Source organism: Primorskyibacter marinus, assembly GCF_003313245.1.
Classification (GTDB): domain Bacteria; phylum Pseudomonadota; class Alphaproteobacteria; order Rhodobacterales; family Rhodobacteraceae; genus Primorskyibacter; species Primorskyibacter marinus.
This window is the reverse complement of record NZ_QJSD01000002.1, coordinates 518910-544937: the sequence shown is the minus strand read 5'-3', so window position 1 is coordinate 544937 and position 26028 is coordinate 518910. Positions and strand designations below refer to the sequence as shown.

Sequence of the window (26028 nt, the reverse complement as noted above, 5' to 3'; positions counted from 1 at the left end):
GTAGAATGGTTCAGCTTCGTCGGAAATGCATGTTCTGCACCAGTTCGCCATCCTCGCAGGGACGAACCTCGCCGGGTATGAACCCTGCGCCGCGAAAAATCGCGATGCCACGCGGGTTGGTCAGGCGCGGATCGGTCACGACCTCAGCCGCGCCGCCATCCAGCAAGGTTTGTGCATATTGACGAACATAGGCCTTGGCATGGCACTGCCCAAGAAAGCTTGGGACACCAAGGAAGGTGTCCACGGCACGCGTGCGCGGCACCGTATCAGTGAAATGCGGCACGCCTGCCAGATGGGGACACCAATCCTGAATGAACGCAAACGCCACACCATCCTGAGACACGACATGCATCTGACAGTCGCCGCCGTCGATATCGGCGTCGATGAGCGCGATTTCGTGCTCCGGCGGCCCCCAGACAGGTGCGACATGCGCCTGTCCCAGCCATCCGCGCAGCATATCGTAATCGGCGCGTGTCACCGGGCGGAACTCATACATCGGCCCCGACGGTGCTTGCCGCTGCATCAATCCGTGTCACCGCCTCGGCGATCTCGTCTTCCGTCAGATTGAGTGGCGGCAGAAGGCGCACCACATTATCGGCGGCAGGCACAAGGATCACCAGATTGTCATAGCCCGCCTTGACCAGATCGGCAGGCGCAACCTTGCATTTCAGTCCCAGCATCATGCCAGACCCGCGCACGCCTTCGAAAACATCGGGATGAGAGGCAACCAGCCCTTCCAGCTTTTGCCGCAGCAGTCCGGACCGTTTGCGCACATCTGCAAGAAATTCAGGGTCAGAGACGATTTCCATGACCTTGCCGCCGACCGCGCAGGCCAGCGGGTTGCCGCCATAGGTCGATCCATGCGTGCCCACCACCATGCCCGATGCCGCGTCTTGCGTCGCCAGCACAGCCCCCAGAGGAAAGCCCCCGCCGATGCCTTTGGCGACCATCATGATGTCGGGCGTCACACCGGCCCATTCATGCGCGAACAGCTTCCCGGTCCGGCCCATGCCGCATTGGACCTCGTCCAACACCAACAGGATGCCTTTCTCATCGCACAGCGCGCGCAGCCCTTTCAGGCATTGATCGGGAAGCGGGCGGATACCGCCCTCGCCCTGTACGGGCTCGATCAGGATGGCGGCAGTGTTGTCATTGATGGCCGCGTGCAACCCGTCGTGGTCGCCCCAGTCAACATGCACAAAGCCCGGCAAAACAGGGCCGAAGCCCTTGACCATCTTTTCCGACCCCGAGGCCGCGATGGCCGCCGAGGACCGTCCGTGAAATGAGCCCGAGAAAGTCACAATCTCCACCTTTTCGGGCTGGTCTTTTTCGTACCAGTATTTCCGCGCCATCTTGACGGCTAGCTCGCACGCCTCGGTGCCGGAATTGGTGAAGAACACCGTGTCGGCAAATGTCGCCGCCACCAGCTTGTCAGCCAGGTCTTGCTGCTGGGGGATGCTGTAAAGGTTGGAGACGTGCCAGACCTTGTTCGCCTGCTCGGTCAGCGCGGTGGTCAGATCGGGGTTGGCGTGGCCCAGAACATTCACGGCAATTCCGGCACCCAGATCAAGAAATCGGCGTCCGTCGGCCTCGGTCAACCAGGGGCCTTCGCCCTTGACGAAGGACAAAGGCGCACGCGCATAGGTGGGCAGAACGGACGGGATCATGGACAGCATCCTTGTGAATGAAGCTCTTTGAGTGCCGCATGGGCAGGCTCAAGTCAATCTGATGAGGAAGGTTTGCGCCGGCAATGGACGCGGGAACGACAGGCGCGGGACGTCAGACGCAGCAGCGTCGACGTCGGATCAAGGTGTTTTGGCGCGTATCGGTCATGCAGGGGTATTTATATGCGCGTGCCCGAATGCACCAGAGGATTTTTGCGCCGTCGCCCGGTTTGCGACCGAAATGTTGTCACGGGCGTTTTCGGGAGTCGCAATAGCTGAGAATTCGGCCCTTGTGGCCCTGTCCGGGAACGAGGGGCCAGCCCCTCGCGCTCCCCGGAGTATTTGTGCCAAGAAGAAGGGACGGCCGCGGGCGGCGTTGTCTGCGATGTCAGGCGAACGGGTCGTCGGGGTAGCCAACGCCCATCAGGTACAGACCTTCCGGCGGGCTCACCGGGCCGCAGGCCGCACGTTCGCGTGCTTCAAGTGCTGCACTGACATCGTCTGGCGACCATCTGCCGGCACCGACGCGTTCCAGCGTGCCCACGATGCTGCGCACCTGATTGTGCAGGAAGGAGCGCGCCCGCACGTCGAAGTGAACCTCTGGACCGGCACCTGTGTCAACCTTGTGAATGTCGAGCCTGTCGAGGGTCTTCAGCGGCGATCTGGCCTGGCATATTGTCGAACGGAACGTGGTGAAGTCGTGATGCCCGACCAGCCGCTTTGCGGCCTCTTGCATGGCGTCGACATCGAGGGCGAGGCCGACCCTCCAGACCTGCCCCGCCTCCAGCGTCAGGGGCGCGCGGCGGCACAGGATGCGGAACAGGTAGCGGCGCTCTGTTGCCGTAAAGCGGGCATGCCAGTCGTCCTCCACCGCCACGCAGGCGCGGATTGCCACGGGGGCGGGTTTCAGGTGGTAGTTCACCGCTTCGGACAGGCGGAACGGATCCCAGTTCTTGTCCATATCGCAATGCGCCACCTGCCCCCGCGCATGGACCCCCGCATCGGTGCGCCCGGCGGCGGCGATCCTGTGGGCGCGCGGCTCCAGTTTCGCCAGGGCATCCTCTATCGCGCCCTGCACCGAAGCCAGGCCGACCTGTCGTTGCCAGCCCGAAAACGGGCCGCCGTCATATTCCACCAAAAGCGCATATCTGGGCATGGCGGCGCAGATAGCGCGCCGCGCCGCCCGGCACAATCCCTGTCCGTTGCACTGGTGCTTGGCGCGGGGTACGCCTATCTTGCGCGCAAAGAGGGTAAGAAGGGGCAGGCTTGTGGTAATCTCGACGCTGGCAGACGGTTTGACGCGCGGGGTCGAGACCTTGGCGGACAGCTTGGCCAGCCCGTTTTCGGAACCGGTGATCCGGCTGGGCGTCACCGGCCTGGCGCGGGCGGGCAAGACCGTGTTCATCACGTCGCTGGTCGCGAACCTGCTGGACCGGGGCCGGATGCCGCAGTTGCTGGCGGCGGCTGACGGGCGCATCACCACCGCCTATTTGCAGCCGCAGCCCAACGACACCCTGCCCCGTTTTGAATACGAGACGCATCTGGCCGCCTTGACGGCGCGCGAACCGCATTGGCCCGACAGCACGCGGATGATCTCGGAACTGCGCCTGTCCTTGCGGGTACAGCCCAGCGGGTTGCTGGCCGGTTTGCAGGGGCCACGGACAGTGCATCTGGACATCGTGGATTATCCCGGCGAATGGCTGCTGGATCTGGGGTTGATGGAGAAATCCTATGCCGATTGGTCACGCGAGACCTTGGACCGGATCACCCGACGCGAACAGGCGGCGGAGTTCATCGCGCTCTCCGGTGGAACTGATGCCGCTGCGGAATTGCACGAAACCGACGCGCAGGCGCTTGCCCGCAGTTTCACTGGCTATCTGACCCAGGCGCGGCAGGATGGCTATTCCGATTGCACGCCGGGGCGCTTTTTGCTGCCGGGGGATCTGGCGGGATCTCCGGTGTTGACATTTGCACCGCTGCCCGATCCCGGCGGAGCGCCGCGAAAATCGCTGTGGCGCGAGATGGAGCGGCGCTACGAGGCCTATAAGGCGCGGGTCGTGCGGCCCTTTTTCCGCGACCACTTCGCCCGGATCGACCGACAGGTGGTGCTGGTCGATGCGCTTGGCGCAATCCATTCCGGCCCCGCCGCGGTCGAGGATATGCGGTTGGCGATGGCGGATATCCTGTCGTCTTTCCGGCCCGGTCGGAACGCCTTTCTGACACAGATTTTCCGCGGCAAACGGGTAGAGAAGATCCTGTTTGCCGCCACCAAGGCCGACCACCTGCATCACACCCAACATGCCCGCCTGACCGCGATCATGGAGGCGCTGACGCGCGAAGCCCGCGACCGTGCACGCTTTGCCGGGGCGGAAACCTCTGCCATGTCGCTGGCCGCGCTGCGCGCCACGGTCGAGGAAACGATCCAGCATGACGGGCGGACGCTGAATTGCGTGCGTGGGCGGTTGCTCGACAGCGGAAAAGAGGCGGCGTTCTACCCCGGTGCCCTGCCCGACGATCCCGGTCATCTGCTGGGGCCCGCGCGTCAGGGAGCCGATGCGTGGCTGGATCAGGATTACCAGATCATGCGGTTCGCCCCCGCGCCGCTGACCCTGAAACCGGACGAAGGCCCGCCGCATATCCGGCTGGACAAGGCCGCACAATTCCTGTTCGGAGACCGGCTATGACGATCATCCTGCGCCCGGCCCGATCGTTGGATGCAGGCAAGATCGGTGGGTTGATGAGCGATGGCAACGCCGCCAACGATTGGAAGCCGCACCTGCATTCCGCGGCCGAGGATATCAGCTATTGCGCCAAGATGATCGATTGCGGATGGGTGACCGTCGCCTGTGAGGACCGGTTGGTGTTGGGGTTCATTGCCCGGCAAGAGGGTTATGTCCACGCGCTTTACGTCAGCGCGCAGGCACGCGGATCCGGGGTCGGGCGCATGTTGTTGGATGACGCCAAGATTGGCCGCGACAGGCTGAAACTCTGGACCTTCCAGCATAATATCGCGGCGCAGCGATTCTACCTTCGCGAGGGTTTCATCGAGGACAGCCGAACCGACGGCCATTCGAATGAAGAAAAGCTGCCTGATATCACTTATATCTGGAGGCGAAAGGGCAAGAAATGAGTGACCGGGATGGCCCTGTACTGATCGACCTTGATGGCAAGGGTAGCGGGCCTTCGCCCGCCGAAGCCCCGCCGGTGCCCGACACGGGCGAACCCGGCCCGCGCGGTCAGGCAATGGCGACGGTCGCGGCGCTTGCCGGTCGGCGTTCCTCGCCCTTGGCACGGTGGTTCTGGGGGCTGTTGATGGCGGTCATCGGCACCGTGGTTTCGGTGGCGGCGTGGAACTTTGCCGCTGGTCTCATTGCGCGGGTGCCGCTGCTGGGCTGGGCGGTGACTGTGCTATTTGGTCTGTTTGTGCTGGTGCTGCTGGCGATTGCGATCAAGGAACTGTCGGTCTTTTCGCGGCTGGCGCGAATTGACAAGCTGCACCGGCGCGCAGCGCAGGCGCTGGCAGAGGATGACCTTGGCGGCGCGCGAATTGTCATCAAGGAGCTGACCGCGCTTTATTCGGGGCGTGAGGATACCCTCTGGGGCCGACAACGCGTCGAGGATTTGGGGGCAGAGCAGTTTGACGCAGGTGCCCTGCTGGGGCTGGCCGAAGCAGAACTTCTGCGTCCCCTGGATCGCGCCGCCCGAGCCGAGGTCGAGGCCGCGGCCCGTCAGGTGGCCACTGTCACCGCGCTGGTGCCGCTGGCTTTGGCGGATGTCGCGTCGGCGCTTACGGCCAATATCCGGATGATCCGGCGCATTGCCGAGATTTATGGCGGCCGGTCGGGCACTTTGGGAAGCTGGCGACTGACCCGCGCCGTGATGGCGCATCTGGTTGCCACCGGTGCGGTGGCGGTGGGCGACGACATGCTGGAACCGGTGTTGGGCGGCGGACTACTTGCAAAACTGTCGCGGCGGTTTGGCGAAGGCTTGATCAACGGCGCGCTGACCGCCCGTGTCGGTGCCGCGGCGATGGAGGTCTGCCGCCCGCTGCCCTTCACCCGCGAACCACGCCCACCGGTGCGCAGTATGGTCAAATCCGCGCTGACCGGATTATTCCGGCAGGACAAGGACTGACGCTTGCATCCGCAGACATGGCAGGGCTGGTCCGTGTGCCGAACGGCATCGGTGGCGGATCCTGGCAGGGTATCCGTGCGGAGCCGTCGGTTAGCAGCAGGGTTCTGCTTGTTCCGCCGCCAGCAACCAGCAGAGCGCGGGGCGCATCATCCGAATGCACCCCGCTTGATCTTTACGGGCAATTCTCGAATGGCAAACGCTGCGTATCTACAGCATCGCCATTGGCAACCGAATTACTCGGCAGGCGCTGGTTGTTCCTCGGCAGCGACGCCATTGTCAGCCGGGGCCGCGTCGTCGGCCGCCGTCGCTGATCCCCCTGCCTCGGCACCGTTTGTCGTGGCTTGGGTATTGCCAGTCTCCGTCACCGGCGCTGCGGCCTCACCATTGCCGTTTGCCGCTGGTGCAGTCGCATCGGCACCGCTCTCGATCATCGGGGTGCTTGCGGGCGCGGGCGGATCTGTCAGGACCGGCGCGGGTTCTGGCGAACCGCTGATCAACGAGGCACCGACCAGCACGGCAATGATCACCACAACTGCGACGACAAGGGCGATCACGACGTTGCCGCCGGACCGGGTCGTGCGGATTTCGCGCGGCTCGCGCAGGTGAGTATCTGTCTCTTTATAGGCCATCTGGGTTCTCCTTCATTGGATGCGGTCGAATGAGGCGTTCCCATGAAAGTCCGACCGCTTGTAAGCAAAGCGCGCAGATGGCCGAATGGTTCGACGCCGTTTTGCAATCGTCACGGATCGGCCAGACCCTGCCGAAAACGCGGCACCCCATGCGCCGACTCTTGCCGCGTCAGTGGCAGCCGCCGGAACCGGCGGGACATTGCCGCAACCACCGTCTCCGCGCGCCGTTTTCCGCCAGTTGCGCCAGAAGATGCGCAAACACATGCGGGTCAGGCTGTCGTCATCGCCTGATCCAGTCAGGTGACACGGCCACTGGACGCCCGCGCATCGCGCGCCTATAACCTGCCTCATGACGCATGGCCTCGCGATCATCATTCGAATTATATGCCCGGCGCTCTGACACGCGAGCCGCCGGGACAAGGCGTATGCACTGCCGCGCCGCCCCTGACCTTCCAGACAATTCACACGATTTTCAAGGACGCCCAAGATGTGCGCCGAGACGCCCGACTATAAAGCTACGCTGAACCTTCCGAAAACCGATTTCCCGATGCGCGCGGGACTGCCCAAACGAGAACCTGAATGGCTGGCCCGCTGGGAGAAAATCGGCATCTATGACCGCCTGCGCGAAAATGCCGGGGACCGGACCCCGTTCACGCTGCATGACGGTCCCCCCTATGCCAACGGCCATCTGCATATCGGTCACGCGCTGAACAAGACGATCAAGGACATGATCGTGCGCAGCCACCAGATGATGGGCCGCGACGCGCGCTATATTCCCGGCTGGGACTGCCACGGCTTGCCGATCGAATGGAAGATCGAGGAACAATACCGCGCCAAGGGCAAGAACAAGGACGAGGTCGATGTCGTCGATTTCCGTCAGGAATGCCGCCGGTTCGCCGAGGGCTGGATCGACGTGCAGCGCGACGAATTCAAACGTCTGGGCATCACCGGCAAGTGGGAACGCCCCTACCTGACAATGGATTTCCGGGCCGAACGGATCATCGCCGAGGATTTCCAGAAATTCCTGATGAATGGCACGCTGTATCAGGGCTCCAAGCCGGTGATGTGGTCTCCGGTCGAAAAGACCGCGCTGGCCGAGGCCGAGATCGAGTATCACGATCACAAAAGCCATACGATCTGGGTGCCGTTCAAGGTCGTCTCGGGCGGTGATTTCACCATGCCCGAAGGCGAGGATGACGACTATGCGGGTGCCGATTCCGTGCTCGCCTCGTCGGACCTGCTGACGGCCAAAGTGGTGATCTGGACAACGACGCCCTGGACGATCCCGTCCAACAAGGCCGTCGCTTACAACCCCAAGATCAACTACGGCCTGTATGAAGTCACCGGCACCCCCGAGGAATGCTGGTGCAAGATCGGCGACCGCTATCTGCTGGCCGATGCGCTGGCAGAAGATGTGCTGAGCAGCGCACGTCTGGACGACACGATGTATCGCCGCCTGCGGGATGTATCGGCAGAGGAGCTGTCCACTCTGACGCTGGCCCACCCCTTTGCGGGCGTGGACGGGGCGGACGGCTTCTGGGATTACGACGTGCCGATGATCGACGGCGACCATGTGACCGACGAGGCTGGCACAGGTTTCGTTCACACCGCCCCAAGCCACGGTGCAGATGACTTTGAATGTTTCATGCAGCGTAACTGGCTGGACCGGATGACGCATAATGTGGGCGAGGAATCCGAATTCCTGCCGCATGTGCCGTTCTTTGCCGGCCTTCAAGTGTTCGACCGCAAGGGCAAGGAAGGCAAGGCCAACCCCACCGTCATTGCCAAGCTGGTCGAGGTGGGCGGGCTGATCGCCCGTGGCCGTGTGACCCACAGCTATCCGCATAGCTGGCGGTCCAAGGCACCGGTGATCTTCCGCAACACGCCACAATGGTTCGCCGCCATCGACCGCGAGGTTGGCGACGGGCAGGACACTTACGGCAAGACCATCCGTGAACGCGCGCTGACCTCTATCGACGAACTGGTGAAATGGACGCCGCAGACCGGCCGCAACCGCCTGTTTTCGATGATCGAGGTTCGCCCCGATTGGGTTCTGTCGCGCCAACGCGCCTGGGGCGTGCCGCTGACATGCTTTACCCGGAAGGGCGTGCTGCCCACCGACGAAGGTTTCCTGCTGCGCGATGAGGCCGTCAACGCCCGTATCCTTGAAGCGTTTGAGGCCGAAGGTGCCGACGCCTGGTACAAGCCCGGCGCGAAAGAACGTTTCCTCGGCAGCGATTATGACCCCGCCGAATGGGATCAGGTCTTCGACATCCTCGATGTGTGGTTCGATTCCGGCTCCACCCACGCCTTTGTGCTGCGCGACCGTGAGGACGGCACCGAAGACGGTATCGCCGATGTCTATATGGAAGGCACCGATCAGCATCGCGGCTGGTTCCATTCCTCCATGCTGCAAGCCTGCGGCACCATCGGACGCGCCCCCTATCGCAACGTCGTCACGCATGGGTTCACGCTGGACGGCAAGGGCAACAAGATGTCCAAATCGCTGGGCAACACCATCGCGCCTGACGATGTGGTCAAGCAATACGGCGCAGATATTCTGCGGCTCTGGGTGGCACAGGCCGATTATACCGCCGATCAGCGCATCGGGCCGGAAATCCTGAAAGGCACGGCAGACAGCTATCGCCGCTTGCGCAACACCATGCGCTTCATGCTGGGCGCGCTGTCGCATTTCGAGGAATCCGACCGCACCGCCCCTGCTGATATGCCGGAATTGGAACGCTGGGTGCTGCACCGTCTGGCCGAGCTCGATCACCGGGTCCGCAAGGGCTATGCGGAATTCGACTTCCAGGGCGTGTTCCAGGCCCTGTTCAACTTCGCCACGGTGGATTTGTCCTCCTTCTACTTCGATATCCGCAAGGACGTGCTCTATTGCGACGGCGACACAGACCGCCGCCGTGCCGCGCGCACGGTGCTGGACATCCTGTTCCACCGCCTGACAAGCTGGCTGGCGCCGGTTCTCGTCTTCACGATGGAGGAGGTCTGGCTGGAACGCTTCGGCGGCGAGGAAAGCTCTGTCCACCTGACCGATTTCCCGGACACGCCAGCCGATTGGCTGGACGAACCGCTGGCCGCCAAATGGGCCAGCGTCCGTCAGGCCCGCCGGGCCGTGACCGCCGCGCTTGAAGTGCAGCGTACCGACAAGGTGATCGGTGCCTCGCTGGAGGCCGCCCCGGTCGTGCATGTGCGCGACAAGGACATGCTGGCGGCGCTGAAATCCGTCAATTTCGACGATATCTGCATCACCTCAGCGATCTCCCTGACTGGCGATCCACAGCCCGGCGAATCCTTCCGCCTGCCGGAAATCGACGGCGTGGGCGTGGTGTTCGAAAAGGCTGAAGGCGAGAAATGCCAACGCTGCTGGAAGATCCTGCCGGATGTCGGCACCCACAAGCATCCGGGCACCTGCGCACGTTGTGACGCGGCACTGGGCTGACGCGCCGACGCGCTGAAACGAAAGGCGGACCGCGATGAGCCTGACGGTATTCCTCGCGGTCCTTGCCGCCGCCCTGCTGCATGCGGGCTGGAACGCGCTGATCAAACTCGGCGCGTCCAAAATGACGTCGATGCTGATTCTGACGCTGGTGCAGATGGGCATGGGCGGTATCGTGGCGCTGGCCCACCCCCTGCCCTCGTCCGAGGTCTGCTTCTGGTTGCTGGCCTCCGGTGTCTTCCATTCCGGCTACAAGCTGTTCCTCGCCTATGCCTACGAACAGGGCGATCTCAGCCGCGTCTATCCCATCGCCCGTGGCGCGGCACCGCTGGTCGTGACGCTGGTCTCTGCCGCCCTGCTCGCCGACGTCATCCTGCCGCTGGAATATCTTGCAATCGCCGTTCTGGGCTGCGGCATCCTGATGATGGCCCGCGGTGTCTTCACCAGCGGCGAAAGCCACCGCCTTGTCCCACTGGCCCTGGGGTCGGCGCTAATGACCGCTGGCTATTCGCTGGTGGACGGCTTGGGCGCGCGGATCTCCGAGAATCCGGCAATGTATGTCGCATGGCTTTTCATCCTCGACGGAATGTTTTTCACCCCCATCTGCATCGCGCTACGCGGGCGCTCTGTCCTTCAGGCCCGCAAACGGGACTGGCTTCTGGGCTGTCTCGCCGCCGCCGGGTCCTACGCGGCCTATGCCATCGCCGTCTGGGCCATGACCCAGGCCCCGATCGCGCTGGTGACCGCGCTGCGCGAAACCTCTATCCTCTTCGCCGTGCTTCTGGGCTGGCTCTTCATGGGCGACCGGATTGACCGCACCAAGGCGCTTGCCGCCACGCTGATCATCGCGGGCGTCGTTCTGACCCGGCTTTGAACCGTTCTTGCCAAGTGGCGCTTCCGACGCCACTTTATGCACATGCCCAGCCTGACCGTCCAAACGCCCACCGGCCCCTTCACCATCACCGAAGAACATGGTCGGATCACGCGCAGCGAATGGGGCAGCGGCGGCACGGATCAAACACCTTTGCTGCAACGCGCCGCAGCGCAGGTTACCGCCTATTTCGACGGACAGCTGACAAGTTTCGATCTGCCCCTCAACCCCGACGGATCAAGCCTGCAACAACAGACATGTAATGCTATGCTGACCATCCGCTTCGGCGAAACCCGCACCTATGGCGACCTCGCGAAAGAGCTCGGCGTTCCCGCACAGGCAATCGGGCAGGCTTGCAGCGGCAACCCGATTTCGCTGATCATCCCCTGCCACCGCGTCCTTGCAGCGACCAATCTCGGCGGCTTCTCCGGTCGGCATGGCATTGAAACCAAAGTCTGGCTTCTGAAACACGAAGGTGCCGCCAGCCTTCTGATCTGACCCATCCCCCGCGAAAACGTCAGACTTGCACGTCGCCTCGCAACGCGCGCCGAGCCTCCCGCCCGACAGGCGGGAGGCGAGACATCCTGTGCGGCCGCAAGGCCGCTCCTTTCAGGAACAGCCCCCGTCAGTCGCGCCGCGAATCGCGTGGGTAGACGCCAAGAATTTCCAGATAACTGGTGAAATAGCCCAATTCGTCCAGCGCCAGCGCCACTGCCGGATCGTCGGGATGGCCTTCGATATCGGCATAGAACTGCGTCGCCGTGAAAGACCCCCCCACCATGTAGCTTTCCAGCTTGGTCATGTTGACGCCATTGGTCGCAAATCCGCCCATTGCCTTGTACAGCGCCGCCGGAATGTTGCGGACCTGGAACACGAAAGATGTCATCATGCCATGCGCGCCACGCGGTGTCATATCCGGTTCTGCTGACATGATCAGGAATCGCGTGGTATTGTTGCCCTCATCCTCGATATGGCGCGCCAGAACGTCCAGCCCGTAGATCTCGCCCGCCAATTCCGAGGCCAGCGCCCCCATCTTCGCATCGCCCACCTCGGCCACATGCTTGGCCGATCCGGCGGTATCCGCACCAGTCACCCGGTGAATGCCGTGCTCGCGCAGGAACTTATGACATTGTCCCAGAAGCACTGTGTGGCTCATCGCGCTTTCGACCGCACTCAACTGCGTTCCGGGCACGGCCAGCAGGTTGATATGCACCCGCACAAATGTCTCGTCGATGATGTGCAGCCCTGATCCCGGCAGCAGCGAGTGTATGTCCGCAACCCGCCCGTAGGTGGAATTTTCCACCGGCAGCATCGCCAGATCGGCATCGCCCCCGCGTACCGCCTCGATCGCGTCCTCGAAGGTGCGACACGCCAGCGCCTCCATCTCCGGGCGGGCCTGGCGACAGGCCTGGTGGGAATATGCGCCAGGTTCCCCCTGGAAGGCTATGCGTCTGGTCATCTCGAAAATCCTGAGGTTTAATCCCTCTCGGGCGTTTGGTCGCGGCTTCTACACCTTGCCACAGCGAAGGGGAACCCGTAGATACGCGCCGAAACCCTATTCATACGGACAGGCGAGCGATGCTGGATACGATGACACTCACCAAGATACTCGGCGCTTTCTGCGGGGCCCTGCTGATCTTTCTTGTCGGCAAATGGGCTGCGGAATCGCTGTACCATGTCGGCCCAGCCGGTCACGGTGAGGAGCACGCGATGGGCTATGCCATCGAAACCGGTGGCGACAGCGCCGCAGAGGAGCCCGAAGAAGAGGTGGACTTTGCAGTCCTGCTCGAAGCGGCAGACCCGGAAAAAGGCGCGAAAGTGTTCAGCAAGTGCCGCGCTTGCCACAAGGTGGAACCTGACGCGAACGGCACCGGCCCGACGCTGTACCAGGTTGTCGGCCGCGAAGTCGACAGCGTCGATGGCTTTGCCTATTCCGGCGCGCTGGAAAAGGTCGCGGATGTCTGGACACCGGAGCATCTCAACGGTTTCCTCGAAAACCCCAAAGGCTATGCGCCCGGCACCAAGATGAGCTTTGCCGGCCTCAAGAAGCCCGAAGATCGCGCCGACCTGATTGCGTATCTCGATACGCTCGGCGGCTAAGCTGCACAGAACCCGCGCGCACAGGGCCGTTGTCCACCAGGACAGCGGCCCTTTTCTTTTCTGCGGCGGCAATTTGCCTGCCGATCACGCAATCTCAACTTGAATGTGGTTGGACACGCCCCTTAGCTTGTGCCCAATGTCCAAAGGGCTGACTGCATAACCGGAGGTGAACCGATGATCAGGACGACTGCGCAGGCGCAAAGCGGCATTTCCAAGGGGATGTCGGTCCCACATGCCATCGCTGCCGGGCTGATGGCGGCGGGCATTGCCCTCTGGGCCGGTCAGGTGCAGGCTCAGGACGCTGGCGTGACGCGCGCACATGGCTATTCCTATTTCGGCAATCTGGATTATCCGGCTGACTACGATCACCTGCCCTATGCCAATCCCGACGCCCCCAAAGGTGGGGAACTGTCGCTGGGTGCCACCGGAACGTTTGACAGCCTCAACCCCTATTCCCGCAAGGGACGCGCGGGCGCGCTGACAGCAATTCAATATGACCAGTTGATCGAATCCACCGCCGACAGCGTCGGGCAATATTACTGCGTCCTTTGCGAAAGCCTCGAATATGACGAGGGCAAGAATTACGTCATCTTCAATCTGCGCCCCGAGGCGGTATTCTCTGACGGCAGCCCGGTCACGGCCGAAGATGTCGTCTACAGCCACCGCCTGTTCATCGAACAGGGCCTGCCATCTTACGCGCAGGCCGTCGGGCGTATGGTCACCGGTGCCGAGGCGCTGGACGAACACACCGTGAAATTCACCTTTGCCGAAGGCATCACCCGCCGCAGCCTGATCGAAACCGTGGGCAACACGCCGGCCTTTTCAAAGGCTTGGTTCGAGGCGGATCCGAAACGTCGGCTGGACGAACCCCGGCTGGAGGTGGCCATCGGATCCGGCCCCTACATCCTTGACAGCTACGAGGTGAACCGCCGCATCGTGTACAAACGCAACCCGGATTACTGGGGCAAGGATTTGCCGTTCAACAAGGGGCGGCACAATTACGACACCATCCGGATCGAGTATTTCGCCGACAGCACCGCCGCGTTCGAAGCGTTCAAGGCCGGCGAATACACGTTCAAGAGCGAAGGCGACCCCAAGCAATGGGCGACCGGATATAACTTCCCGCGCGTGCAGAACGGGACCGTGGTGAAAGAGGCCCTGCCCGACGGAAGCCCACCCGACGCGGCGGGCTTTGTCTTCAACCTCGCCAAGCCGCAATTTGCCGATAAGGACGTGCGCAAGGCACTGGCCCTGGCTTTCAACTTTGAATGGGCCAACGAATCCCTGCGTTACGGGCTTTACAGCCAGCGCAGTTCGTTCGTCGAAGGCACTCCGCTGGAGGCAAAGGCCACGCCACAGGGCGCGGAAAAGGCCTTTCTGGACTCGCTTGGCGATGTCGTGCCGGACGCATTGATGAACGAAGAGCCGATAATAAGCCATAGCTCGGACGCCGCGCGGCTGAATGATCGCGGCAACCTGCGCCGCGCCGCAGCCATGCTGGAAGAGGCGGGCTGGTCCATCGCCGACGATAACCTGCGCCGTAACGCGGAGGGCAAGACGCTGGACATGCGCATCCCGATCCCGTCGAATATGGACCCGACGCTGGAAGCGATGGTGGAAACCTATGTCCAGAACCTTAAAATCCTGGGCGTGAACGCAGCTTATGAAAAGATCGACCCCGCGCAATACACGTTGCGGCGGCGTGAACGCGACTATGACGTGATCTATTCCACGCAATACGGTGCCTTCCTGTCCACCGGCGGCGGCCTGTCCCAGATGTACGGTTCGCGCGAAGCTGAATTCAGCCTGTTCAACCCCGCAGGCCTTGCCAGCCCGCTGGTGGATGCGATCATCGAGGCATCGTTCGACACCACCAATCAGGCCGATCAGGACGCCGCCCTGATGGCGCTGGACCGCGCGTTGCGCTTTGAGTATTTCGTGATTCCCACAGGCTATATCGCTGAACATTGGGTGGCCTATTTCGACATGTACGAGCATCCCGACCCGCTGCCGCCCTACGATCTGGGCTACCTTGATCTGTGGTGGATCGACGCTGACAAGGCGCAGGCGCTGAAAGACAAGGGCGCGCTTCGTTAACATGGGCGCGTATATTTTCAGACGGCTTCTGCTGATCATCCCGACCCTGTTCGGGATCATGGTAATGAACTTCGCGCTGGTGCAATTTGTCCCCGGTGGCCCGATCGAGCAGATCATCGCCCAGATCGAAGGCGGCGGTGACGTATTCGGCGGCTTTTCAGGAGCGGGCGGATCACCTGCTTCGGAACTGGAAACCCAAGGGGCGGGCGGCGACAGCCAATATGCGGGTGCCCGCGGTCTGCCGCCGGAATTCATCGAGAAGCTGGAGAAGGAGTTCGGCTTCGACAAGCCGCCGCTGGAACGGTTTATCGGGATGATGTGGAATTACATGCGGCTGGATTTCGGCGAAAGCTATTTCCGCTCGATCAGCGTGATGGATCTGGTGATCGAAAAGATGCCGGTGTCGATTTCGCTGGGCCTGTGGTCCACGCTGATCGCCTATATCGTGTCGATCCCGCTGGGCATCCGCAAGGCGGTCAAGGACGGCACGGCCTTTGACACATGGACATCCGGTGCGATCATCGTGGCCTATGCGATCCCCGGCTTCCTGTTTGCGATCCTGTTGCTGGTACTGTTCGCGGGCGGATCCTATTGGCAGATATTCCCGCTCCGGGGGCTTGTGTCCGACAATTGGGAAAGCCTGTCCTGGCCCGCGCGCATCGCGGATTATTTCTGGCACATCACCCTGCCGGTTCTCGCCTCCACAATCTCAGCCTTTGCGACGCTGACGCTGCTGACCAAGAACAGCTTTCTGGACGAGATCAAGAAACACTATGTGATGACCGCCCGTGCCAAAGGGCTGTCGGAACGCGCGGTTCTTTATGGCCATGTTTTCCGCAACGCCATGCTGATCGTCATCGCGGGGTTTCCGGCGGTGTTCATCGGCGTGTTCTTTTCCGGCTCCCTCATCATCGAGACGATCTTTTCGCTCGACGGTCTTGGACGCTTGGGGTTCGAGGCCGCCGTCGCCCGCGATTATCCGGTGATCTTCGGCACGCTGTTCGTCTTTGGCCTGATGGGCCTGCTGGTCGGCATCCTGTCCGACCTGATGTATGTGTTCGTCGATCCGCGCATCGACTTTGAAAAGCGGGAGGGTTGAGGCCGTGCAAAACCCCGACCTGATCCCCGAACCCATGCCCGGAAAGCCCGTGGCCCCTGCCCCGCGCAAAGGGTTCTTCACGCTGTCGCCGCTCAACCAGCGGCGCTGGCGCAACTTTCGGCGCAACGGGCGCGCGTTCTGGTCGCTGATCATCTTTGCCGTGGTCTTTGGCCTGTCGCTGTTTGCCGAGTTCATTGCGAACGAAAAACCCATCCTCGTCAGCTATCGCGGGGAGTTGTATACGCCGATCTTCAACTTCTACGCCGAAACCGATTTCGGCGGCGATTTCCGAACCGAAGCCATCTACCGCGATCCAGAGGTAAAATGCCTCGTCCGCACTGGCGGGCTGGAGGCGTGTTTCGACACGCCTGACGAGTTGATCGAACGCGTGGATGCGGGCGAGGTGCTGGAGGGTGATTTTCACAAAGGCTGGATGCTGTGGCCGCTGATCCCCTACAGCTATCAGACCACGGTGGACCGGCCCGGCGCGGCCCCGCTGCCGCCGAACGCGCAAAACTGGCTGGGCACCGATGACACCAAACGCGATGTCGTGGCCCGCGTGATCTATGGCTTCCGCCTGTCGATCCTGTTCACCCTGATCGTGACCACGCTGGCCTCTGTCGTGGGTATCATTGCAGGCGCGTTGCAGGGTTTCTTCGGCGGCTGGCTGGATCTTATTTTTCAGCGCGTGATCGAAATCTGGGGCGCGACGCCCTCGCTTTACATCATCATCATCCTCTTCGCCATTCTGGGGCGAAGTTTCTGGCTGCTGGTGTTCCTGACCGTTCTGTTCGGCTGGACGGCGCTTGTGGGCGTGGTGCGCGCTGAATTTCTGCGCGCCCGCAATCTGGAATATGTCCGTGCCGCCCGTGCCTTGGGTGTCAGCAACTGGACGATCATGTTCCGCCACATGCTGCCCAACGCGATGGTGGCCACCGTGACCATGCTGCCCTTCATCGTAACCGGCACGATCAGCACGCTGGCGGGGCTGGACTTCCTCGGCTTCGGCCTGCCCTCTTCGGCACCGTCACTGGGCGAACTGACCCTTCAGGCCAAGCAGAACCTGCAAGCGCCATGGCTTGCCTTTACCGCCTTTTTCACCTTTGCCGCCATGCTGTCGCTCTTGGTCTTCATCTTTGAAGGCGTGCGCGATGCGTTCGACCCCAGGAAAACCTTTTCATGAGCACCATCCTTGAGGTCAACAACCTGTCGGTAGGCTTCCGGCAGGACGGCCAGATTTCACGCGCCGTCAAGGGCGTGTCCTTCGCGATTGAGAAGGGCGAAACCGTGGCACTGGTCGGCGAAAGCGGGTCCGGCAAATCGGTCACGGCCCTGTCCACCGTGTCGCTGCTGGGCGACAGCGCCATTGTCGAAGGCTCTGTCATCTATAGCGGGCAGGAGATGATCGGTGCCTCGCCCAAAAGGCTGCGCGACGTGCGCGGCAACGACATCAGTTTCATCTTTCAGGAGCCGATGACCTCGCTCAACCCGCTGCACACGCTGGAAAAGCAACTGTCGGAATCGCTGGCGCTGCACCAGGGTCTGACCGGAGACAAGGCGCGCGCGCGCATCTTGGAACTTCTCGACAAGGTCGGCATCCGCGACCCGGAAAGCCGTCTTGGGGCCTATCCGCACCAGCTATCCGGCGGGCAACGTCAACGTGTGATGATCGCCATGGCGCTGGCCAACGGGCCTGACCTGCTGATCGCGGATGAGCCGACAACGGCGCTGGACGTGACCATTCAGGCGCAGATTCTGAAGCTTCTGGCCGATCTCAAGCAGGATTACGACATGAGCCTGCTGTTCATCACACATGACCTTGGCATCGTGCGGCGCATTGCCGACAGGGTCTGCGTGATGAAGGACGGAGAGATTGTCGAGGCAGGCCGCACATCCGAGATTTTCGCCAATCCGCAGCACCCCTATACGCAAATGCTGCTGAGTGCGGAATCCACCGGCACGCCTGATCCGGTCGCGGAGGGTGCAGAGCTGGTGGCCGAAACCGAACAGCTGAAGGTTTGGTTCCCGATTCAGCAGGGCCTGTTCAAACGCACCGTGGGGCATGTCAAGGCGGTGAACGAGGCGACGATCTCTGTCCGAGCGGGCGAGACGCTGGGCATCGTCGGGGAAAGCGGGTCCGGCAAGACGACGCTGGCGCTGGCGATGATGCGGTTGATCCAGTCCGAAGGTGCCATCACCTTCATGGGGCAGGACGTGCGCAAATGGTCCACGAAAGAGCTGCGGCGGCTGCGTGCCAAGATGCAGATCGTCTTTCAGGATCCGTTCGGCAGCCTGTCGCCGCGCATGACCTGCGAACAGATCATCGCCGAAGGGCTGGGCGTGCACGGTAGCCCAGACGGACGGCCATCGCGCGAACTGGTGGCCGAGGTGATGACAGAGGTCGGGCTGAACCCCGCCACGATGCACCGCTACCCGCATGAGTTTTCCGGCGGGCAACGCCAGCGCATCGCCATTGCCCGTGCCATGATCCTGCGGCCCCGGCTGGTGGTTCTGGACGAGCCGACCTCGGCGCTGGACATGACGGTGCAGGTGCAGATCGTGAACCTGCTGCGCGACTTGCAGCGCAAATATGACCTCGCCTACCTGTTCATCAGTCACGATCTGAAGGTCGTGCGCGCGATGTCGCATCGGGTGATGGTGATGAAACAGGGTGACGTGATGGAATATGGCCCTGCTGAAGAGATCTTCGAGGCACCGAAAACCGACTACACCCGCGAATTGCTGGCAGCGGCCTTCGCATCGCATGTCACGGGCGGGATCTAGGAACCAGGAGGCCCCGGGTGTTCCCCCGGGGCGCGTTTGCCCTGACCGCAACCCGATAGCGCCCTAACAGGAACGTCAATTCTGCGCCGCTGACGTCGCAATTCCGTATGGCAAATCCATCGAGCTTGGAAAAAATGCCGCAGGGTCGGATGCCGCGCGTCAAAAAGGCCCATTGGGGCGAGTTGTTTTCAACCGCCCAACCCCCTAACCTTCACCGCAGGGCGCTGGGTGTCTTTGACCCAGATCAAATGTGGATCTCAAGATGTTGCAAGAACCCATCCTCACAGGCTCCCAGAATTGCGCGGAATGCCCGATCCGGCACCGCGCGGTCTGTGCCCGCTGCGAGACGGACGAATTGCAGCGACTGGAAGAGGTCAAATATTACCGACGTTTCGAGGCCGGCCAGACCATCATCTGGTGCGGCGACCGAATGGATTTCGTGGGCTCTGTCGTGTCAGGCGTTGCCACACTGTCCCAGACAATGGAGGACGGGCGCACACAGATGGTGGGTCTGTTGCTGCCATCCGATTTCGTTGGGCGGCCCGGCCGGCCAGTCGCTGCCTATGACGTGACGGCCACCACGGATGTGCTGATGTGCTGTTTTCGCAAGGCTCCCTTTGAGGGGTTGATGGCAGACACCCCACATATCGCACATCGCCTTCTGGAGATGACGCTGGACGAGCTGGACGCGGCACGCGAATGGATGCTGGTTCTGGGGCGCAAGACCGCGCGCGAAAAAATCGCCTCGCTTCTGTCGATCATCGCGCGGCGCGATGCCATTCTGCATCAGCGCAGCAAGGATGCGCCGGTGGTATTTGACTTGCCGCTGACACGCGAAGCGATGGCGGATTATCTTGGACTGACGCTGGAAACCGTCAGCCGACAGGTGTCCGCGCTGCGCAAGGACGGGGTGATCTCGCTTGAGGGCAAGCGCCGCGTCACAATCCCCGATCTAAGCCGCCTTCTGGACGAAGCAGGTGACGATGCGGCCACCTGAGCGATCTGCCGGACAGACCTGACGCGGCGACACGCGCGGCCGTCTCGTCAATTTTCAGTCAATGCGCCATGAAAACCGGCACCGGGCAATTTTCCAGCATATTGCGCGTGGCCCCGCCCAGGATCGCCTCGCGGAAACGCGAATGGCCATAGGCCCCCATCACCATCATATCGGCATCGACATCCCGAAGATGGCGCACCAGCACGTCGGACACGCGCGGCATTGTCTTGGACAGCACATCAATCTGCGCCGTGACCCCATGGCGCGACAAATACTGCGACAGCATTCCGCCCGGATCGGACCGGTTCGGCCCACGCGTCGGCGGGTCGATGACAACGACATGCACAATATCAGCGGATTGAAGCAGGGGAAGGCTGGCGCGAACGGCGTTCAGCGCCTCGGCGCTTTCATTCCAGGCCAGCACGATCCGTTTGGGCGTCGGCACTGGCGTGCCCGTGTCCGGCACCACCATAACCGGGGTCTGCCCTTCAAAAAGCGCGCCCTCGACCACCGGCTCCAGCTCTGCGCCGCGTTCGTCGCCATAAGGTCGTGGCACCACGACCAGATCGGAGAACCGTGCCCGCGCTGCAACATGCCGCGTGATATCGGCGAGCTGGGCAACGCCTGATTCCACCCCCCAGCGACCGTCCCGGCCATCAAGCTGCGTGCGCGCAAACTCTGCCAGCGCCTCGGCCTCTTCGGTCGCGCGCGAGATTGTTTCCTGCACAATCATCGCACTTGCGCCCGCATAGTAGTAACCGGTCTGGCTGCGATCCACACCAAAGCACAGGACGTCCAGATGGGCATCGCAGGCTTCGGCCAAAGCTGTGGCATGGGTCAGCGTCGTGCCCGCCAACCGGTCGTCGGTCAGGACTGTCAAAAATGTCTTGTAGGCCATGATTCCTCCTCATGCGGTGTAATACTCTCGCGAAGCCTAGACCCTCCCGGTCGGCACCTCCTTGATCCGCATCAACAACGCGTCGCAAAAAGGTTGACCTAGATCAAGGCGCATCCGTTTCTGCAAGCGCACAACCCGCACGATTGAAGACCCCTGCGCGGGGGTGACTCGTGTGCAGGGCTGACGAAGGGACAAACCATGACAAACTACTTCAAGCTGATCGTGCTTGGCCTGGTCACGCTGTTTGCGATGATCGCGGCCAACTATGCACGAGACGCGGCTTATATGGTGCATGCCATCATCATCATGCTGGTCGCGGGCGGCCTGTTTCTGTGGACGCTGCGCCATACAGACGAGCCGGAGCCACCTGCGGTGTTGCAAACCAGCTATATGGACGGGGTCATCCGCTACGGCGTGATCGCCACCGCGCTTTGGGGCATCGTGGGCTTTCTGGTGGGCACGTTCATTGCCTTCCAACTGGCCTATCCGGCGCTGAACTTCGAATGGGCTGACGGATTCGCGAACTTCGGTCGGCTGCGCCCGCTGCACACCTCTGCGGTAATTTTTGCCTTTGGCGGCAACGCGTTGATCGCGACGTCATTCTATGTCGTGCAACGCACCAGCGCGGCGCGGCTTTGGGGCGGCAATCTGGCATGGTTCGTCTTCTGGGGCTATCAGCTGTTCATCGTTCTGGCAGCCACGGGCTATCTGTTCGGGTCCACCCAGTCCAAGGAATATGCCGAACCCGAATGGCATGTTGACCTGTGGCTGACAGTCGTCTGGCTGGCCTATCTGGCCGTGTTCATGGGCACGATCATCAAGCGCAAGGAACCGCATATCTACGTCGCCAACTGGTTCTATCTGGCGTTCATCATCACCGTGGCGATGCTGCATGTGTTCAACAACCTGTCCATTCCGGTCAGCGTGTTCGGGTCGAAATCCGTGCAGGTCTTTTCGGGTGTTCAGGATGCGATGACGCAGTGGTGGTACGGGCACAACGCCGTGGGTTTCTTCCTGACGGCCGGCTTCCTCGGCATGATGTACTACTTTGTGCCGAAGCAGGCCGGGCGTCCGGTCTACAGCTACAAGCTGTCGATCATCCACTTCTGGGCGCTGATCTTCCTGTATATCTGGGCCGGTCCGCACCATCTGCACTATACCGCCCTGCCCGACTGGGCCGCGACGCTGGGCATGGTGTTCTCGATCGTTCTGTGGATGCCCAGCTGGGGCGGCATGATCAACGGGTTGATGACCCTGTCTGGCGCGTGGGACAAGCTGCGCACCGATCCGGTTTTGCGGATGCTGGTGCTGTCGCTTGGCTTTTACGGCATGTCCACCTTCGAAGGTCCGATGATGTCGATCCGCGCGGTGAACTCGCTTTCGCATTATACCGACTGGACCATCGGTCACGTTCATTCCGGCGCGCTTGGCTGGAATGGCATGATCACCTTTGGCGCGCTGTATTTCCTGGTGCCAAAACTTTGGAACCGCGAGCGCCTGTACAGCCTGTCACTGGTCAGCTGGCACTTCTGGCTCGCCACGATCGGCATCGTCCTTTACGCGGCGTCGATGTGGGTCACCGGCATCATGGAAGGCCTGATGTGGCGCGAAGTCGACGCGAACGGCTTCCTCGTGAACTCTTTTGCCGACACGGTTGCCGCGAAACTCCCGATGTATGTGGTCCGGGCACTGGGCGGGGTCATGTTCCTCAGTGGTGCGCTGATCATGGTCTACAACCTGTGGATGACCGTCAAACGCAGCCCCGCTGTCGCGGCGACTGTTGCTGCATCACACGCCACCCCGGCTGAATAAGGAGGGCCAGGATAATGACAACCGACAAGAAACCTCCCATGCCGGCATCGGCCACAGGTATCGGGGCACGCCCGCGCCGACGGACCTTCCTTGACCGTCACGGCATGATCGAACGGAACGCAACGCTGCTGCTGATCCTCAGCTTTCTGGTGGTCAGTATCGGCGGGCTGGTTCAGATCGTGCCGCTGTTCTATCTCGACAACACGATCGAGAAGGTCGAGGGCATGCGCCCCTACACCCCGCTGGAACTGACCGGTCGCGACATCTATGTCCGCGAAGGCTGTTACGTCTGCCACAGCCAGATGATCCGCCCCATGCGGGACGAGGTTGAACGCTACGGCCATTACAGCCTTGCCGCTGAATCGATGTATGACCACCCGTTCCAATGGGGGTCCAAACGCACCGGGCCGGATCTGGCCCGCGTCGGTGGCCGCTATTCTGACGAGTGGCATGTCGATCACTTGCGCGACCCGCAATCCGTGGTGCCTGAATCGGTGATGCCCAAATACGGGTATCTCGAAGACACCCGGATCGAGGGCAAATATGTTGCGGACCTGCTGCGCACCCACGCCTATGTCGGCGTGCCCTACACGGACGAGATGATCGCCGAAGCGCAGCGTGATTTCACCGCGCAGGCCGATCCCGACAGCGATTATGACGGGCTGCTGGAACGCTACGGCGACAAGGTGACCATCAGCAATTTCGACCGGCAACCGGGCATTTCCGAAGCCGACGCGCTGATCGCTTACCTGCAAATGCTGGGCACGCTGGTCGATTTCTCGACCTTCACGCCCGATGCAAGCCGCTAGGGAGGGCTGGATATGGAAACCTATTCGCTTCTCCGCCAATTCGCTGACAGCTGGATGTTGCTGGCTCTGTTCGTCTTTTTCGCAGGGGTCATCCTTTGGGTGTTTCGTCCCGGTGCCAAGAAAACCTATGACGACTCCGCAGACATCCCTTTCCGGCACGAAGACAAACCCGCCGAAGACAAGGAGGCGAGGAAATGAGCAAGACACCCGAAAAGCAGAAGGGCGATCCGGAAACCACAGGGCATAGCTGGGACGGGATCGAAGAATTCAACAACCCGCTGCCGCGCTGGTGGCTCTGGACGCTCTATGCAACGATCTTCTGGGCCGTTGCCTATACCATCGCCTATCCGGCATGGCCGATGATCTCCAAGGCGACGGCGGGCGTTCTGGGCTATTCCACCCGTGGCGAAGTGGCCAAGGACATCGCCGCGGTCGATGCCCGCAATGCCGGTATCAACGAACAGCTGGCCGCGACCCCGCTGACGGAAATCAGCGCCGATCCCAACCTTCAGACCTATGCCCAGAACGCGGGCGGGGCGGTATTTCGCACATGGTGCGCGCAGTGCCACGGGTCGGGTGCGGCGGGGGCCAAGGGCTATCCCAACCTGCTGGACGATGACTGGCTGTGGGGTGGCGATATCGAGGCGATCCACGAGACGATCAGCTACGGCATCCGCAACGAGACAAACCCCGATGCGCGCTATTCCGAAATGCCGGCCTTCGGGCGTGACGAATTGCTGGAGGACGCACAGATCGAGCAGGTCGTGAACTACGTCATGTCGCTGTCGGGCACTCCGCAGGATGCCTCGATGGTGGCCGACGGAGAGGGTGTTTTCATGGATAACTGCGCAGCCTGCCATGCCGAGGACGGCACCGGTGATCGCACGCAGGGCGCGCCGAACCTCGCGGACGCGATCTGGCTTTACGGCGGCGATTACGACGCGTTGATGGAGACCGTCAACAACGCCCGTTTCGGCGTCATGCCCGAATGGCAGGACCGTCTGTCCGAAGCACAGATCCGCGCCGTCGCAAGCTATGTTCATGGTCTGGGTGGGGGCGAAGCAACCCCTGAGTGACCTGCATGCATACCACCGGATTTGTTGTCCCTTCTCCGGTGGTGTGACGCCGGTATCCCGAACTGTTCGCGCGTTTCCAGGGATACCGGCGTTCAATATTATTGTCGCTGTCGGATGCCCGGTCAGCGATAAAGACCAGAAAAAAGCCTTTGCAGCGCAGCGCAGCTTTCGGTCGGCTCCACCCACATGACAGAAGCACGTCAAACGGCGCGGGCAGAGTTGCACGCGCCGTTCTTGTTCGCTGGATCAGGCAATATGCTGGCGATCCATCCGGTTATGCGTCTCTACGCGGCTGGCGCACAGACAGAACGCCGGGGGACAGTATGCCTGCCATCCATGTCAAACCGCTCTGGCAGCGCCAGCGCCTTTCTACGCAACGGTCGGCGCAGTTTCTGGCGCACCGCATGACGGACGTAGCACACGGTTATGCAGATACCTGGAGGAGCCTCTGATTACGTCCGGATCAGGGCCGACGCATCCAGCCGAGGCAGCCTCTGCGGGTCGGCAGAGTCCTGCACCGTCCAGTGCGCCGGAGCATGCCAGTCGGACTCACCACGCTCTTGCGCTTGGATCTGGCGAGTTGCAGTCATTATGCTATGTGAAAATATTCCAAACATGTCGTGGCCTCCTTGGTTTTGAGTTCGTACGCTCATCATTGACCAGAATGCGATTCTATGCGACTCAGTAAACTTTCATATATGTAAGATTGGATTACATTGTGGATTGGCGCAGCTTGCCCCCTCTTTCGGCCCTCCGGGCGTTTTCGGCCTATGCTGAAACGGGGTCGGTCGTCGCCGCCGGATCGGCGCTGAATGTCAGCCATGCCGCGATCAGCCAGCAATTACGCAGTCTCGAAACGCATATGGATGTGCGCCTGCTGGACCGGTCTGGCCGGACCCTTGCACTGACGGCAGAGGGTCAGCAACTGGCCGATGCGCTGGCCGCCGGATTCGGCCGCATCTGGCAGACGGTCGAGGCGCTGACCGGTGCCGATGCCAACCGTGCGCTGCAAGTCGCGACAACGCCCAGCTTTGCGTCGCACTGGCTGATGCCCCGTCTGGCGAGCTTTCGGGTGGCCCATCCCGACATTGACATCATGATCAATCCCAGCCCGGCCCTGACCGACCCGACACCGGGCGGCGTGGACGTCGCGCTGCGCTACGGGGCGGGAAAGTGGCCAGGACTGGAGGCCGAAATGCTGGTGCCTTCCTCGTTGATGGTGGTCGCGGCACCTTCTCTGATCGGCGATTTCTTTCCCACACGCCCGCAGGAACTGACCGGCTATCCCTGGTTGCAAGAGCTTGGCACCACCGAAAGCTCGCACTGGCTGGCCCGCCACGGTGTGACTGACACGCGCGTCAAGGGCGTGATCCATGTGCCCGGCAACCTGATGCTGGATGGCGCGCGCAACGGGCAAGGTATCGCCGTTTCCACCCGCGTTTCTGTCGAAGAGGACATTCGCGCCGGACGTTTGCGCCTGCTGTTCGAGGACAAGCTCGACGAAGGCTATCATATTGTCACCGCCCCCGGCATCATCCGGCCTGCGCTTCGCGACTTTATCCAGTGGCTGCGGCGCGAAGCCCGCAATAGATGACTTTCAGAGT

25 protein-coding genes are annotated in these 26028 nt (G+C 61.9%); 18 read left to right on the top strand and 7 right to left on the bottom strand.

Annotated features, from left to right (window positions below):
- Nucleotides 1–10: 10 nt before the first annotated feature.
- The 3 genes from DMZ65_RS06500 to truA all read right to left on the bottom strand — a co-directional run bounded on the left by DMZ65_RS06500 (nucleotide 11) and on the right by truA (nucleotide 2820).
- The gene (locus DMZ65_RS06500) at nucleotides 11–523 is read right to left on the bottom strand and encodes a GNAT family N-acetyltransferase (protein ID WP_116598065.1); all 513 of its coding nucleotides are present in this window, start codon (nucleotides 521–523) and stop codon (nucleotides 11–13) included.
- Nucleotides 489–1667, bottom strand: coding sequence for an aspartate aminotransferase family protein (locus tag DMZ65_RS06495; RefSeq protein ID WP_116598164.1), 1179 nt, complete (start codon nucleotides 1665–1667; stop codon nucleotides 489–491). Before DMZ65_RS06495 ends, DMZ65_RS06500 begins: the two co-directional genes overlap by 35 nt.
- Nucleotides 1668–2052: 385 nt before the next feature.
- Entirely contained in the window at nucleotides 2053–2820 is a 768-nt protein-coding gene (truA, locus tag DMZ65_RS06490; RefSeq protein ID WP_116598064.1) for a tRNA pseudouridine(38-40) synthase TruA, read from the bottom strand.
- A 112-nt stretch (nucleotides 2821–2932) separates the two neighbouring features.
- Here truA and DMZ65_RS06485 point away from each other — a divergent pair, with 112 nt between their 5' ends.
- The 3 genes from DMZ65_RS06485 to DMZ65_RS06475 are packed head-to-tail and all read left to right on the top strand — an operon-like array spanning nucleotide 2933 to nucleotide 5798.
- The gene (locus DMZ65_RS06485) at nucleotides 2933–4348 is read left to right on the top strand and encodes a YcjX family GTP-binding protein (RefSeq protein WP_116598063.1); all 1416 of its coding nucleotides are present in this window, start codon (nucleotides 2933–2935) and stop codon (nucleotides 4346–4348) included.
- Complete coding sequence (locus tag DMZ65_RS06480) at nucleotides 4345–4794, top strand: GNAT family N-acetyltransferase (protein WP_116598062.1); 450 nt, start codon at nucleotides 4345–4347, stop codon at nucleotides 4792–4794. Before DMZ65_RS06485 ends, DMZ65_RS06480 begins: the two co-directional genes overlap by 4 nt.
- Nucleotides 4791–5798 (top strand): YcjF family protein, encoded by a 1008-nt coding sequence (locus tag DMZ65_RS06475; protein ID WP_116598061.1) that lies wholly within the window; start codon nucleotides 4791–4793, stop codon nucleotides 5796–5798. Before DMZ65_RS06480 ends, DMZ65_RS06475 begins: the two co-directional genes overlap by 4 nt.
- 233 nt (nucleotides 5799–6031) lie before the next feature.
- Here DMZ65_RS06475 and DMZ65_RS06470 read toward each other — a convergent pair whose 3' ends face one another.
- Entirely contained in the window at nucleotides 6032–6427 is a 396-nt protein-coding gene (locus tag DMZ65_RS06470; RefSeq protein ID WP_116598060.1) for a hypothetical protein, read from the bottom strand.
- A gap of 487 nt (nucleotides 6428–6914) precedes the next feature.
- Here DMZ65_RS06470 and ileS point away from each other — a divergent pair, with 487 nt between their 5' ends.
- The 3 genes from ileS to DMZ65_RS06455 are packed head-to-tail and all read left to right on the top strand — an operon-like array spanning nucleotide 6915 to nucleotide 11250.
- The gene (ileS, locus tag DMZ65_RS06465) at nucleotides 6915–9884 is read left to right on the top strand and encodes an isoleucine--tRNA ligase (protein WP_116598059.1); all 2970 of its coding nucleotides are present in this window, start codon (nucleotides 6915–6917) and stop codon (nucleotides 9882–9884) included.
- Nucleotides 9885–9918: 34 nt separating this feature from the next.
- A complete protein-coding gene (locus DMZ65_RS06460; RefSeq protein WP_116598058.1) occupies nucleotides 9919–10755 on the top strand; it encodes an EamA family transporter in 837 nt (278 codons plus the stop codon).
- 42 nt (nucleotides 10756–10797) lie between these two features.
- A complete protein-coding gene (locus DMZ65_RS06455; protein WP_116598057.1) occupies nucleotides 10798–11250 on the top strand; it encodes a methylated-DNA--[protein]-cysteine S-methyltransferase in 453 nt (150 codons plus the stop codon).
- A gap of 127 nt (nucleotides 11251–11377) precedes the next feature.
- On the opposite strand, the gene DMZ65_RS06450 is transcribed toward DMZ65_RS06455, so the two are convergent.
- Complete coding sequence (locus DMZ65_RS06450) at nucleotides 11378–12211, bottom strand: prephenate dehydratase (protein ID WP_116598056.1); 834 nt, start codon at nucleotides 12209–12211, stop codon at nucleotides 11378–11380.
- Nucleotides 12212–12330: 119 nt separating this feature from the next.
- On the opposite strand from DMZ65_RS06450, the gene DMZ65_RS06445 reads away from it, so the two are divergent.
- The 6 genes from DMZ65_RS06445 (at nucleotide 12331) to fnrL (ending at nucleotide 19829) form a co-directional block, all read left to right on the top strand.
- Nucleotides 12331–12852, top strand: a complete 522-nt coding sequence (locus DMZ65_RS06445) for a c-type cytochrome (RefSeq protein ID WP_116598055.1) — start codon at nucleotides 12331–12333, stop codon at nucleotides 12850–12852.
- Nucleotides 12853–13026: 174 nt separating this feature from the next.
- Nucleotides 13027–14949: an extracellular solute-binding protein gene (locus tag DMZ65_RS06440; protein ID WP_116598054.1), complete on the top strand. Its 1923-nt coding sequence runs from the start codon at nucleotides 13027–13029 to the stop codon at nucleotides 14947–14949.
- Nucleotide 14950: 1 nt separating this feature from the next.
- A complete protein-coding gene (locus DMZ65_RS06435; RefSeq protein ID WP_116598053.1) occupies nucleotides 14951–16048 on the top strand; it encodes a microcin C ABC transporter permease YejB in 1098 nt (365 codons plus the stop codon).
- 34 nt (nucleotides 16049–16082) lie between these two features.
- Nucleotides 16083–17231 carry an ABC transporter permease gene (locus DMZ65_RS06430; protein WP_116598163.1) on the top strand — a complete coding sequence of 383 codons (1149 nt, stop codon included), beginning with the start codon at nucleotides 16083–16085 and terminating at the stop codon, nucleotides 17229–17231.
- Entirely contained in the window at nucleotides 17228–18832 is a 1605-nt protein-coding gene (locus DMZ65_RS06425; RefSeq protein WP_116598052.1) for an ABC transporter ATP-binding protein, read from the top strand. The genes DMZ65_RS06430 and DMZ65_RS06425 overlap by 4 nt, the downstream gene beginning before the upstream one ends.
- A gap of 262 nt (nucleotides 18833–19094) precedes the next feature.
- On the top strand, nucleotides 19095–19829 hold the full coding sequence (gene fnrL, locus DMZ65_RS06420) for a transcriptional regulator FnrL (protein WP_116598051.1): 735 nt from the start codon (nucleotides 19095–19097) through the stop codon (nucleotides 19827–19829).
- A 58-nt stretch (nucleotides 19830–19887) separates the two neighbouring features.
- Here the strand turns inward: fnrL and DMZ65_RS06415 are convergent, their stop codons facing one another.
- Nucleotides 19888–20727, bottom strand: a complete 840-nt coding sequence (locus DMZ65_RS06415) for a universal stress protein (protein ID WP_116598050.1) — start codon at nucleotides 20725–20727, stop codon at nucleotides 19888–19890.
- A gap of 198 nt (nucleotides 20728–20925) precedes the next feature.
- On the opposite strand from DMZ65_RS06415, the gene ccoN reads away from it, so the two are divergent.
- The 5 genes from ccoN to DMZ65_RS06390 all read left to right on the top strand — a co-directional run bounded on the left by ccoN (nucleotide 20926) and on the right by DMZ65_RS06390 (nucleotide 24832).
- On the top strand, nucleotides 20926–22539 hold the full coding sequence (gene ccoN / locus DMZ65_RS06410) for a cytochrome-c oxidase, cbb3-type subunit I (RefSeq protein WP_116598049.1): 1614 nt from the start codon (nucleotides 20926–20928) through the stop codon (nucleotides 22537–22539).
- 38 nt (nucleotides 22540–22577) lie between these two features.
- Entirely contained in the window at nucleotides 22578–23348 is a 771-nt protein-coding gene (ccoO, locus tag DMZ65_RS06405; protein ID WP_116598048.1) for a cytochrome-c oxidase, cbb3-type subunit II, read from the top strand.
- Between the two features lie 12 nt (nucleotides 23349–23360).
- Nucleotides 23361–23546: a cbb3-type cytochrome c oxidase subunit 3 gene (locus tag DMZ65_RS06400; protein ID WP_116598047.1), complete on the top strand. Its 186-nt coding sequence runs from the start codon at nucleotides 23361–23363 to the stop codon at nucleotides 23544–23546.
- Nucleotides 23543–24424, top strand: a complete 882-nt coding sequence (gene ccoP / locus DMZ65_RS06395) for a cytochrome-c oxidase, cbb3-type subunit III (protein ID WP_116598046.1) — start codon at nucleotides 23543–23545, stop codon at nucleotides 24422–24424. Before DMZ65_RS06400 ends, ccoP begins: the two co-directional genes overlap by 4 nt.
- A 186-nt stretch (nucleotides 24425–24610) precedes the next feature.
- A complete protein-coding gene (locus DMZ65_RS06390; protein WP_116598045.1) occupies nucleotides 24611–24832 on the top strand; it encodes a hypothetical protein in 222 nt (73 codons plus the stop codon).
- 44 nt (nucleotides 24833–24876) lie between these two features.
- Here DMZ65_RS06390 and DMZ65_RS06385 read toward each other — a convergent pair whose 3' ends face one another.
- Nucleotides 24877–25014: a hypothetical protein gene (locus DMZ65_RS06385; RefSeq protein WP_157960575.1), complete on the bottom strand. Its 138-nt coding sequence runs from the start codon at nucleotides 25012–25014 to the stop codon at nucleotides 24877–24879.
- A 128-nt stretch (nucleotides 25015–25142) separates the two neighbouring features.
- Here DMZ65_RS06385 and DMZ65_RS06380 point away from each other — a divergent pair, with 128 nt between their 5' ends.
- Nucleotides 25143–26018 carry a LysR family transcriptional regulator gene (locus tag DMZ65_RS06380; protein WP_116598162.1) on the top strand — a complete coding sequence of 292 codons (876 nt, stop codon included), beginning with the start codon at nucleotides 25143–25145 and terminating at the stop codon, nucleotides 26016–26018.
- The last annotated feature ends 10 nt before the right edge of the window (nucleotides 26019–26028 follow it).

Bases quoted from the DNA above. Each gene is read 5' to 3' on its own strand.
- DMZ65_RS06450 (WP_116598056.1), bottom strand. From the start codon at position 12,211: ATGACCAGACGCATAGCCTTCCAGGGGGAACCTGGCGCATATTCCCAC.
- ileS (WP_116598059.1), top strand. From the start codon at position 6,915: ATGTGCGCCGAGACGCCCGACTATAAAGCTACGCTGAACCTTCCGAAA.
- DMZ65_RS06445 (WP_116598055.1), top strand. From the start codon at position 12,331: ATGCTGGATACGATGACACTCACCAAGATACTCGGCGCTTTCTGCGGG.
- DMZ65_RS06500 (WP_116598065.1), bottom strand. From the start codon at position 523: ATGCAGCGGCAAGCACCGTCGGGGCCGATGTATGAGTTCCGCCCGGTG.
- DMZ65_RS06415 (WP_116598050.1), bottom strand. From the start codon at position 20,727: ATGGCCTACAAGACATTTTTGACAGTCCTGACCGACGACCGGTTGGCG.
- DMZ65_RS06495 (WP_116598164.1), bottom strand. From the start codon at position 1,667: ATGATCCCGTCCGTTCTGCCCACCTATGCGCGTGCGCCTTTGTCCTTC.
- DMZ65_RS06400 (WP_116598047.1), top strand. From the start codon at position 23,361: ATGGAAACCTATTCGCTTCTCCGCCAATTCGCTGACAGCTGGATGTTG.
- DMZ65_RS06435 (WP_116598053.1), top strand. From the start codon at position 14,951: ATGGGCGCGTATATTTTCAGACGGCTTCTGCTGATCATCCCGACCCTG.
- DMZ65_RS06460 (WP_116598058.1), top strand. From the start codon at position 9,919: ATGAGCCTGACGGTATTCCTCGCGGTCCTTGCCGCCGCCCTGCTGCAT.
- fnrL (WP_116598051.1), top strand. From the start codon at position 19,095: ATGTTGCAAGAACCCATCCTCACAGGCTCCCAGAATTGCGCGGAATGC.
- DMZ65_RS06425 (WP_116598052.1), top strand. From the start codon at position 17,228: ATGAGCACCATCCTTGAGGTCAACAACCTGTCGGTAGGCTTCCGGCAG.
- DMZ65_RS06430 (WP_116598163.1), top strand. From the start codon at position 16,083: ATGCCCGGAAAGCCCGTGGCCCCTGCCCCGCGCAAAGGGTTCTTCACG.
- DMZ65_RS06480 (WP_116598062.1), top strand. From the start codon at position 4,345: ATGACGATCATCCTGCGCCCGGCCCGATCGTTGGATGCAGGCAAGATC.
- truA (WP_116598064.1), bottom strand. From the start codon at position 2,820: ATGCCCAGATATGCGCTTTTGGTGGAATATGACGGCGGCCCGTTTTCG.
- DMZ65_RS06475 (WP_116598061.1), top strand. From the start codon at position 4,791: ATGAGTGACCGGGATGGCCCTGTACTGATCGACCTTGATGGCAAGGGT.
- DMZ65_RS06440 (WP_116598054.1), top strand. From the start codon at position 13,027: ATGATCAGGACGACTGCGCAGGCGCAAAGCGGCATTTCCAAGGGGATG.
- DMZ65_RS06455 (WP_116598057.1), top strand. From the start codon at position 10,798: ATGCCCAGCCTGACCGTCCAAACGCCCACCGGCCCCTTCACCATCACC.
- ccoP (WP_116598046.1), top strand. From the start codon at position 23,543: ATGAGCAAGACACCCGAAAAGCAGAAGGGCGATCCGGAAACCACAGGG.
- ccoO (WP_116598048.1), top strand. From the start codon at position 22,578: ATGCCGGCATCGGCCACAGGTATCGGGGCACGCCCGCGCCGACGGACC.
- ccoN (WP_116598049.1), top strand. From the start codon at position 20,926: ATGACAAACTACTTCAAGCTGATCGTGCTTGGCCTGGTCACGCTGTTT.
- DMZ65_RS06390 (WP_116598045.1), top strand. From the start codon at position 24,611: ATGACAGAAGCACGTCAAACGGCGCGGGCAGAGTTGCACGCGCCGTTC.
- DMZ65_RS06470 (WP_116598060.1), bottom strand. From the start codon at position 6,427: ATGGCCTATAAAGAGACAGATACTCACCTGCGCGAGCCGCGCGAAATC.
- DMZ65_RS06385 (WP_157960575.1), bottom strand. From the start codon at position 25,014: ATGACTGCAACTCGCCAGATCCAAGCGCAAGAGCGTGGTGAGTCCGAC.